Here is a 7,942-nt window from a genome sequence, read left to right as displayed (position 1 = left end):
GTAAGGGATAGTGACGGGCTGCATCGGCGACGACCGCAGACAAGCCTTGCTTCCAGTCGGGCGGCAGTTCGATCGAGATCAGCGTGCCCCAACCGATCATGGCCGGGGCGATGGCAAGCGGCGCGCCGCTGTCCCATGCGTCTGCCGGAATCTGGACTTTCCAGGCCGTGCCCGCAGAGGGAGAGAAGGACTGGATTTCGACCGCGCGGCCGGCAAGGCTGAACATATCCATGCCGGCCGGGTCTTCGCTGCGGGCAATGTCATCGCCCCAGCCCGAATGGCCCAGCATCAGCAGGGCGGCGGGATCATCGATGCCGCAGCCATCATCCCGGATGTGCAGAAGGGATCGGCCTTCCTGTTCGGTCAGATCGACCGCGATGCAGGTGGCGCCGGCGCGTCTGGCATTCTGGAACATCTCATGAAGGCAGTCCCGGCTGTCGCCTGAAAAAAGGCGGGATGCGCGGCGGATCGCCTCGGGACTGACAGCGCTATGGATCGTTGTTGGAAGGGGCATGGTGTTCTCCCTGGGTCCGGACTGGAACCCTCACCCCGCCCCGCTCCCTCCCCCCCGTTCGTCTCCCAGGGCCATGACGCCCGCGGATGCCACTATGCATCCGATATTGCGGCAGCGGTCCCGGACTGCGAAGGACAGGGAATGCCTCAGGATCTGGATTCGCAACTCACCGACTTTCTGCGCCGCCTGCCGGACTGGATACGCCGGGACATTTCCGCCGCCGATCCGGCGCGGCGCGAGCGCGCGGAAGAGGTGCTGCACGCCATGCTGCTTGCGCTGGTCAAGGGGGCAGGACGGTCGGGAGGTGAAGACATCTGATGGCGACCTCCGGCAGTGGTAAACGCGGCACCGGCAGGGTGACGCTCGATGCGCTCCAAGCGCTGGGACCCGCGCGCCTTGCCCGGCTTGTCCTGGCCCAGGCCGAGCGTGACGCCATATTCGCCCGCGCGGTCCGCATGGAGCTGGCGGCGAAGGACGATAGCGGCGCCTTGGCCCACGAAATCGACAAGCGGCTGAAGACCATTCGGCGTTCGCGCGGGTTCGTCGAATGGGACAAGGTAGGTCCGCTCGCGCGCGAACTCGACCAGTTGCGGGAAACCATATTGGGACCACTGGCCCAAACCTCGCTGAGCCAGGCGGTCGATTGCATGAAGCTGCTGCTGAGCCTTGCCGAACCGGTGTTCGAAAGGTCAGACGACAGCAGCGGTTCGCTGGGCACGGTGTTCCGGCAAGGCGGCGAAGATCTGGGCGGGCTGTGGGCCCGAGCCGATGTACCCGATGTCGAGCAGCTCGCCGGGGATATTTTAACGCTGATCGAAGGGGATGGCTATGGCGTGTTCGACGACCTGCCGGACGCAGCCTCCCCGGCTCTGGGACAGACAGGCCGCGCAGCGTTGCGCCGGATGCTGCTGGAGCGGCAGGCGGGGCTGACCGGCCCGGAGCGACGGCAATTCGATTATAAGGTCGGCTGGTTGTTGCCCAAGCTCGCTGACCTCGACGGCGATGTGGACGCCTATATTGCGACAGTCGATCCTGATCGGCGTAATACGCTGGTCAATGCGCAGGTTGCCGCCCGCCTGATCGCGCAGGGTCGTGCGGCAGAAGCGCTCGACTGGATCGACGCACCGGTTGAGCGCAGCCATAACGAGCGCGAACTTGCCGATCTCAAATTACGCGCCTTTGAGGCGCTCGGCCGCAGGGACGATGTGCAGGCGCAGCGCAAGGCGATCTTCGACCGCTGGCTCGACGCTCAGGCGCTACGCGAATGGCTCAGGGCTTTGCCTGATTTCGAGGATGTCGCTGCGGAAAGGCAAGCCCTTGATCAGGCCATGGCATATGATCGGGCGACATCGGCACTGGCGTTCCTGGTTGCCTGGCCCGATCTCAAGCGCGCTAGCAAGCTGACCAGGGAAAGGCTCGAAGGTCTGGAAGCCCGGGCCTATGACATTCTGCGTCCTGCCGCCGAGGCATTATCTCAGACCGATCCAGGCGGGGCCACCCTGCTCTATCGGCGGCTGGTTGCAGGCGTACTCGACCGGGCGAGTTCGAAATACTACCCCTATGCCGCGCGGGACTTTGCAGCCGCGACGGATTTGGCCGACCGTATCGCAGGCGATGTCGATGTCGTACCGCATGATGACTGGCTGGCCGATCTTCGCAAGGTGCATGGACGCAAGATCGGCTTCTGGAATCAGGTCGCGGGGAAATTCGGATAATCGCGGAGAATGCCGGGGCGGCCAGATTGGAAACCTCCCTACCAATGGTGGAGCGGCAGTCCGTCGACGTCACTGCCGTCACAGTCGAAGAGCAGGAACTGGAAACCGTGCGCGCGGCCGAAAGCGATGAGCCGCAGCAGATCCTGCGGCAATTGCGCACGGCGGTCATCATCAATGGCGCGCGTCGGCACGAACCAGCCATAGACCGAAGCCGCGATGTCGATCGGTCGATCACTGGGCGGCCAGGACGCCCATTTATCGAGACATGAGGCGGTATGGACCGTGAGATGGGCGGTCGATAGTACACAATAGCGACCCTGCTCGATCGATCCGGCGACGAGGGCGCGCTGATGTGCGACGGGCGCAATACGCATGCGATCCTTCGTGCAGCTTTCCGACGGATGACATTCAAAATAGTTTGATATCACTTCGGCGTCGGACAGGTTATTCGGGTCGCGCGCGTCGTCGATCTCGCTCCAATATTCACGGCAATAAGCAGCGATTTCCTCGTCGAGAGCCATCGCATCGACCGCGACGTGGATGTTCATTCCATGCCGATGTTCAATCACGGCCGTGTGGACCTCTATCGCCAGATGGTCCTCATGGCTGGTCCCGATCGCGGGTTGGGGGGGTGCGTCATATCCGGGCAGTGGAAACGACTTCGATCCGGCGTTCCGAACGGGCGCAGTTGCGCGAATGACCGGACGGCGCGGATCTGACCAGTCGATCGTGTCGGCAATCCAACGGGGCACAAAATCCCAATCGAACGACAACGGATATTCGCCTTCGACGGTGCGCCATGCAGCCTCGACCGCATCGACCCAGCCTACCACTATCAGACGCAGCGCCGCTGTACCGAGCGTATCGAAGCATGTGCGCAAGGCAAGCGCCAGACTGCTTTCATCGGGAGTGGTCGCAGCACGATCGCGCATTTCAAGGACGGCTTCCCAAAGACAAGCAGCGGTTTCGAGATGGGATAATGTGTAGCGGGTCATGGAGATGGCTCCAGGGGAAGGTGGCACGGCGCCCACGGTTCGGACAGCGGCTGGATCGGCACACCCGTCCCAGGATTCCGGTTCGGAAGTTTTGTCATCGAGATTGATCTCAGAGCATGATCAGGCCGTGCGGACAGTGGCGGTTCGGCTGAGGTCAGGAATGCGCGCATCGTCATAGACGCTGTTTACCGACATCTGCAGCGCCTGTTGCTCCGCAGCAAACCAGGTGGATGCAGGAACGGTGTAAGTCTCGGTGGCATAGTATTCGCCGCCGCTGAAGAAGGCGATGTCGACGATAAATTGCGGCAGGGTAAGGGACGATTTGGCGCGCATGGCGGCATCCTTTCATGACGATGGCCACCCCGGCGAATGACCGGGATGGCGAGGAGGGAGGTGGAGAAGGCATGAGAGCGGCGGTGCCGGGCCTCAAAGCGCCTGTTCGAGCAGCTTTCTGGCCTTGTTTTCCAGATCGAGGCGGCTGTCCTGATGCGGCTTCGCGCGCGCCAGCGCCGTTATGCCCTGGACGAAGTCATAGATGGATTCAGGCGGACGGCCTTCCTCGGCCAGTACGGTCTGGATGATCTTTGCCGTCTCGGCCCTGGAAAAGCCGCGCTTGCGCAGGAAGGGTTCGCGCTCTTCCTCCTTGCGCGCGACGATCCGCTCGCGAGCGGCCTTGATGCCGGAGATGAAATGCGACGGCGAGGAGTTTGCGAAATGCTCGAGCGCGGGCGCGGCCTGATGCGCGAAACGGGCACCGGCGAATTTCGAGTGGCGGATGTTGACCTCCTCGAAATTCTCGACACCCCACAGACAGCGGTTGGCGCATACGCCGCGCAGATAGAAAGTCGCGATCCCGAGCGTTTTGGAGCCGACTTCACTGTTCCAGGCGTAGAAGCCTCGAAAATAAAGGTCGGGATCGCCATTAGGGAGCTTGCCGGCCTCGATAGGGTGCGTGTCGTCCACGAGGAACAGGAAAATGTCCCGGTCCGATGCGTAGAGCGTGGTCGTCTCCCTGGTGATATCGACATGAGGGTTGTAGGTCATGCTGCCCCAGTCGATCGTTCCAGGCACCTTCCAGCGCGTGTCGCCGACGCCATCGCCGGCAAAGGCCATCACCGCCTGGACCAGTTCCCAGTCGAAGATCCTGCCATATTCCGATCCGGTCGCCGCGCGCAATTCGGTGCGACCATTCTCGGTCTGGAGCAGTTTGACCTGCTCGCCCCGGTGGTTGATCAACCCATGCTGCAGGTTGATGCCGGCAAGCGCGGCAGGCAGCTGGCGCAGATAAGAGGCCGGGGCACCGACGAGACTTGCTACCTGGCCAAAGGACCAGTTAGTGGGTGCAAGCGGTCGATCATCGCCCGGCGCCACCAGCATCAGCCGCTCTGGATTGTCGCTTTTCGCCTCGACCCGGATCGACCGGCTTTCAACGATACGCGTGGTCGCACGGTCCGCGCGGCCGCGCACGGCATCATAAAGACTGGTCAGCGAGAGATATTTCTCATCGTCCGGACGGGAGAACCACTCGGACGATACGCGGCTGCTCATGCGTCCGCGCGAGACATCGATCCGATAGGGCGCCGTAACGCGGGGGTTTTCGTTCATGGGGGCAAGGGTCGCCATGGAAATCGTCTCCTTGAGATGCAAAGCGACAGGTGCTTCACGGCCCCTGTCACATTCCCGCCCCTCCCTTCCCTTTCGCGCATCGCGATATGGGTTCACGAGACCCCGACCGGCGGCAGCAGGTACGACGGCGGCTTGTATGTTTTACAAATTGGCGTATATGTTCAACGAAAGGAGGCCGTGATGGCGACGAAGCACGAGGATCATCTGTCCCAGCGACATGGAGCGGTCGTGGCCGCTGCCAAGGCCGCGGGTTTGCTGTCGGGCACGAACAGCGCGGTCGGCGCCCGCGTGCCACGCGAACTCATCGATCGCGCCAAGATGCGCAGCGGCATCGCCTCGACCACCGATCTTGTCGAATATGCGCTCGCAAAAGTGGCGCTCGAAGATGATTTTGGAGCCAGGCTTGTGCGCCGAAAGGGCATGATCCCTGCGGATATTGCGCTTGGGATTTGATCGTAAGGCCTCGTTGCGCAGGATCAGGCCGCAGCGATCTGGTGCCAGGCTGTCGCGACGACCCGAAGAGGAATTGCCACTGGTTCACAAGGCAGCTGTCATAGGCCGCGAGCTTCTGCTCGACACGTGCGTCTATATTGACGTGCTCCAGGGCAAGACACCGGTTGAAGTAGATTGTTTGCTGGAAAACCGGATCGTCAATCATTCCTGCGTGGCGCTTGCCGAAATGACTCATTTGATGGGCGCGCTCGATCCGGCCGACAAACGCACCGCGTCGGTCCTCAAGACGCTGGGACGGACAATCGACGATATCCCGGAGCATCGCCTCAGCGCGCCCTCCTCCCGCATGTTCGGAGAGGCAGGGATGCTGGCAGGCATGGTCACGAGGCTTTGCGGCCAACCTCATTCGATCGCCCTGCTGAACGATGCCCTGCTGTTTCTGCAGGCTGCGGCGACCGGCTGTGAACTGCTGACCGGCAACCGGCGCGATTTCGATTTTTTCGATCAGATCATTCCTGGGACGGGCGTCATCCTGTATTGACCCGTCACATGGGCGCGGGAAACCGACCATGCTCGCGACCGCCAGGATCGGTCAGGCAACATGCCAGCAGCACCAGCGTTCAGCCGCCTGCCGTGGACTGAGCAGGCCATGATTGTCGGCACACCATGTACGAAAAGAAGGATCGAGCGCGAGACTCGGATCGCCGAGCCGATCGGTGACGTCCTGCGTGAAGCGATCAACTGGAGCGATGGCGGCCCCGGCTCGAGCATGAGCGACCGCAGCCTGAAGTTGAGTGACCATTTTCTCGGCTTCATCGATCGAAATTTCCTCGACGGCGCGCATGCCGCCGCGCGGTCCGCAGATGGCCAAAGTTATGATTGCTGTGCCGGACGTCATCCGGCCCAGGGCGTCGATATGGACATGTCGGGACATGCCAATCTCCTATGATGTGAGGCGTGAGAATGTCAGAAGAGGCTCAACTGTCGCGGCATGGATCGCTGCGATGCCCGTGGTTCGTACAATGGCGGAACGGCACCTTGCGATGGTGAAGTCGGGCCGGTCGCGATGGTCGCGCGTTGGGAGATCTCAGCCACGGGTCCGCAACGTTGGCGAAGGGCGAGCCGAGCGGTCCATCCCCCCAATATATGCGCTGGGGCGAACCAATGGTCCTGTATCTCGCCCGACAAGTCGTTTCCGACCATGAGGTGGGCTGGAATATGAAGCAATGAAAACTGGATATAGGCCATGTGGATCGCCCGCGGATCGATATCGCTCGCTGTCACATGAAGGTGCCGCTGACAATTATTCCCGATATCGCGCATGGCCTGGGCAAGCGCGATCACCATAGAAAATGGCGCTCAGGAAGCCCTTAGCCATTCGTAGAGAAGATGATCGTCAGGACCATATTGCGAACCGATAGCAATCCGGATCAGGCGGCCGTCGCAGGCGAAGGCGGATCCCCTGGGAAAGGACAGGTAGGAGCGACCTTCGAGGATCAGGTCGCCCGAGCGCACTTTGGTGATGTCGCGGGTCGTTCCAAGAAGACGATGACCAGACGGTGCGTCGAGAAGCTTCAACCGATCACCGGCTTTTACGCGCTTCTTGAACGCCGCCAGTGATAGGACCGTATCGACGGGATTGCGGATACCCTGACGTTTTGCCAATGCCGCCCAATAGGCCTGGCCGATGCGGACCTCGCTGTAGAAACTGCATGACCAGAAATCCTGCAACGGATTGGTCCGCGTGAACCCGAACCGTTCCATCTGATCGCGCACCTCGCCGATGAAGGCGTCCTGCGCTTCACGGCCGGTGAGGTCGTCAGGTGTATCGAGGATTTCCGCGATGACCTTGCGTCCGCCCGCAAATGTCTCGGTGCGGATCGCAAAGCTGGTGCCAGTAAAATGCTGGGCGAGGTGGCGATCGATCCGGGAGGCGAGCGATGGCAACGCTTCGCCGGCGCGATAGAGATCGCCTTCATAATGGAAATTGCCGCGTTCGTCATGGTCGGTCTGGCTATACAGGCGCGCGGACGCGCCCGGCGCGTTAGCATCGGTCATGATGTCATCCTTATGGCTCGATCAGATTTGGAGGGGCGGGTGCGTCAGGCGGACGGCACTTCCATTGAGGGAGGCACGCTGTGGTCTACTTCAGTTCGGGCGAGAACCCAGTCGAGATAGCCAAGACGCGTGTCGCCGTTGGCGACCTCGGTCTGCCAATCGGCGGAGGGGTATTGTGGATAGTCGATCCATGGATCAAGCGGTTCCACCGATGGCGTCACTGCAGATCGGACCAACCGGCGCGCCAGTTCCTCCTGGGTGCTGGCAAATTCGACATGATCGGCAAATATCGCGCACCATCCTCCACCAAAACTGTCGCGACTTGGGCGCGAACAGCCATAGCTCCAGTCGAACCCGACAGGCGCGGTTTGCAAGCTCTCCTGGCAACAGCGTCGGATGAGTTCTGCAATCGGACCTGGCTGGAAGTCGGTCGTGCCATAAATGGCGACAATGCACTCGGCTGCTCCCGCAATCTCGATCTCAGCCCCGAAATGCGGGAAGTCGGGATCATCGAAGATTTCGAGCAGGCCGTTGAACGGATTGGCGAGATCGGTCGGCATGAAGGCAGCGAGGAATTCAGC

The 7,942-nt window shown here is 61.6% G+C and carries 10 protein-coding genes and 1 pseudogene; 5 read left to right on the top strand and 6 right to left on the bottom strand.

Features of this window, described 5'->3' with window-relative positions:
- Positions 1 to 514: pseudogene (locus tag ACFC3J_RS21300) on the bottom strand (ATP-binding protein); the annotation flags it as partial.
- 141 nt (positions 515 to 655) lie between these two features.
- Between ACFC3J_RS21300 and ACFC3J_RS21295 the strand changes: the two are divergent.
- Together ACFC3J_RS21295 and ACFC3J_RS21290 are read left to right on the top strand one after the other, a co-directional pair.
- Complete coding sequence (locus tag ACFC3J_RS21295; RefSeq protein WP_182914032.1) at positions 656 to 832, top strand: hypothetical protein; 177 nt, start codon at positions 656 to 658, stop codon at positions 830 to 832.
- A complete protein-coding gene (locus tag ACFC3J_RS21290) occupies positions 832 to 2,229 on the top strand; it encodes a DUF6880 family protein (protein ID WP_185705193.1) in 1,398 nt (465 codons plus the stop codon). The genes ACFC3J_RS21295 and ACFC3J_RS21290 overlap by 1 nt, the downstream gene beginning before the upstream one ends.
- 38 nt (positions 2,230 to 2,267) lie before the next feature.
- On the opposite strand, the gene ACFC3J_RS21285 is transcribed toward ACFC3J_RS21290, so the two are convergent.
- The 3 genes from ACFC3J_RS21285 to ACFC3J_RS21275 all read right to left on the bottom strand — a co-directional run bounded on the left by ACFC3J_RS21285 (position 2,268) and on the right by ACFC3J_RS21275 (position 4,847).
- Positions 2,268 to 3,224, bottom strand: a complete 957-nt coding sequence (locus ACFC3J_RS21285) for a hypothetical protein (protein WP_185705195.1) — start codon at positions 3,222 to 3,224, stop codon at positions 2,268 to 2,270.
- Positions 3,225 to 3,344: 120 nt separating this feature from the next.
- Positions 3,345 to 3,557, bottom strand: coding sequence for a hypothetical protein (locus ACFC3J_RS21280; RefSeq protein ID WP_185705197.1), 213 nt, complete (start codon positions 3,555 to 3,557; stop codon positions 3,345 to 3,347).
- Between the two features lie 93 nt (positions 3,558 to 3,650).
- Positions 3,651 to 4,847 carry a DUF932 domain-containing protein gene (locus ACFC3J_RS21275; RefSeq protein ID WP_185705199.1) on the bottom strand — a complete coding sequence of 399 codons (1,197 nt, stop codon included), beginning with the start codon at positions 4,845 to 4,847 and terminating at the stop codon, positions 3,651 to 3,653.
- 183 nt (positions 4,848 to 5,030) lie between these two features.
- On the opposite strand from ACFC3J_RS21275, the gene ACFC3J_RS21270 reads away from it, so the two are divergent.
- The 3 genes from ACFC3J_RS21270 to ACFC3J_RS21260 all read left to right on the top strand — a co-directional run bounded on the left by ACFC3J_RS21270 (position 5,031) and on the right by ACFC3J_RS21260 (position 6,252).
- Complete coding sequence (locus tag ACFC3J_RS21270; protein WP_185705201.1) at positions 5,031 to 5,303, top strand: hypothetical protein; 273 nt, start codon at positions 5,031 to 5,033, stop codon at positions 5,301 to 5,303.
- Between the two features lie 226 nt (positions 5,304 to 5,529).
- A complete protein-coding gene (locus tag ACFC3J_RS21265) occupies positions 5,530 to 5,844 on the top strand; it encodes a hypothetical protein (RefSeq protein ID WP_375197977.1) in 315 nt (104 codons plus the stop codon).
- Positions 5,845 to 5,904: 60 nt separating this feature from the next.
- Positions 5,905 to 6,252, top strand: coding sequence for a hypothetical protein (locus tag ACFC3J_RS21260; protein WP_185705205.1), 348 nt, complete (start codon positions 5,905 to 5,907; stop codon positions 6,250 to 6,252).
- Positions 6,253 to 6,662: 410 nt separating this feature from the next.
- On the opposite strand, the gene ACFC3J_RS21255 is transcribed toward ACFC3J_RS21260, so the two are convergent.
- Positions 6,663 to 7,361 (bottom strand): hypothetical protein, encoded by a 699-nt coding sequence (locus ACFC3J_RS21255; protein ID WP_185705207.1) that lies wholly within the window; start codon positions 7,359 to 7,361, stop codon positions 6,663 to 6,665.
- Positions 7,362 to 7,405: 44 nt separating this feature from the next.
- A partial coding sequence (locus ACFC3J_RS21250) for a hypothetical protein (protein ID WP_375197976.1) occupies positions 7,406 to 7,942 on the bottom strand: 537 nt, incomplete at its 5' end.

This window comes from Sphingobium sp. (assembly GCF_041987595.1).
In the GTDB taxonomy this organism is placed as follows: domain Bacteria; phylum Pseudomonadota; class Alphaproteobacteria; order Sphingomonadales; family Sphingomonadaceae; genus Sphingobium.
This window is presented reverse-complemented; position numbering and strand designations above follow the sequence as displayed.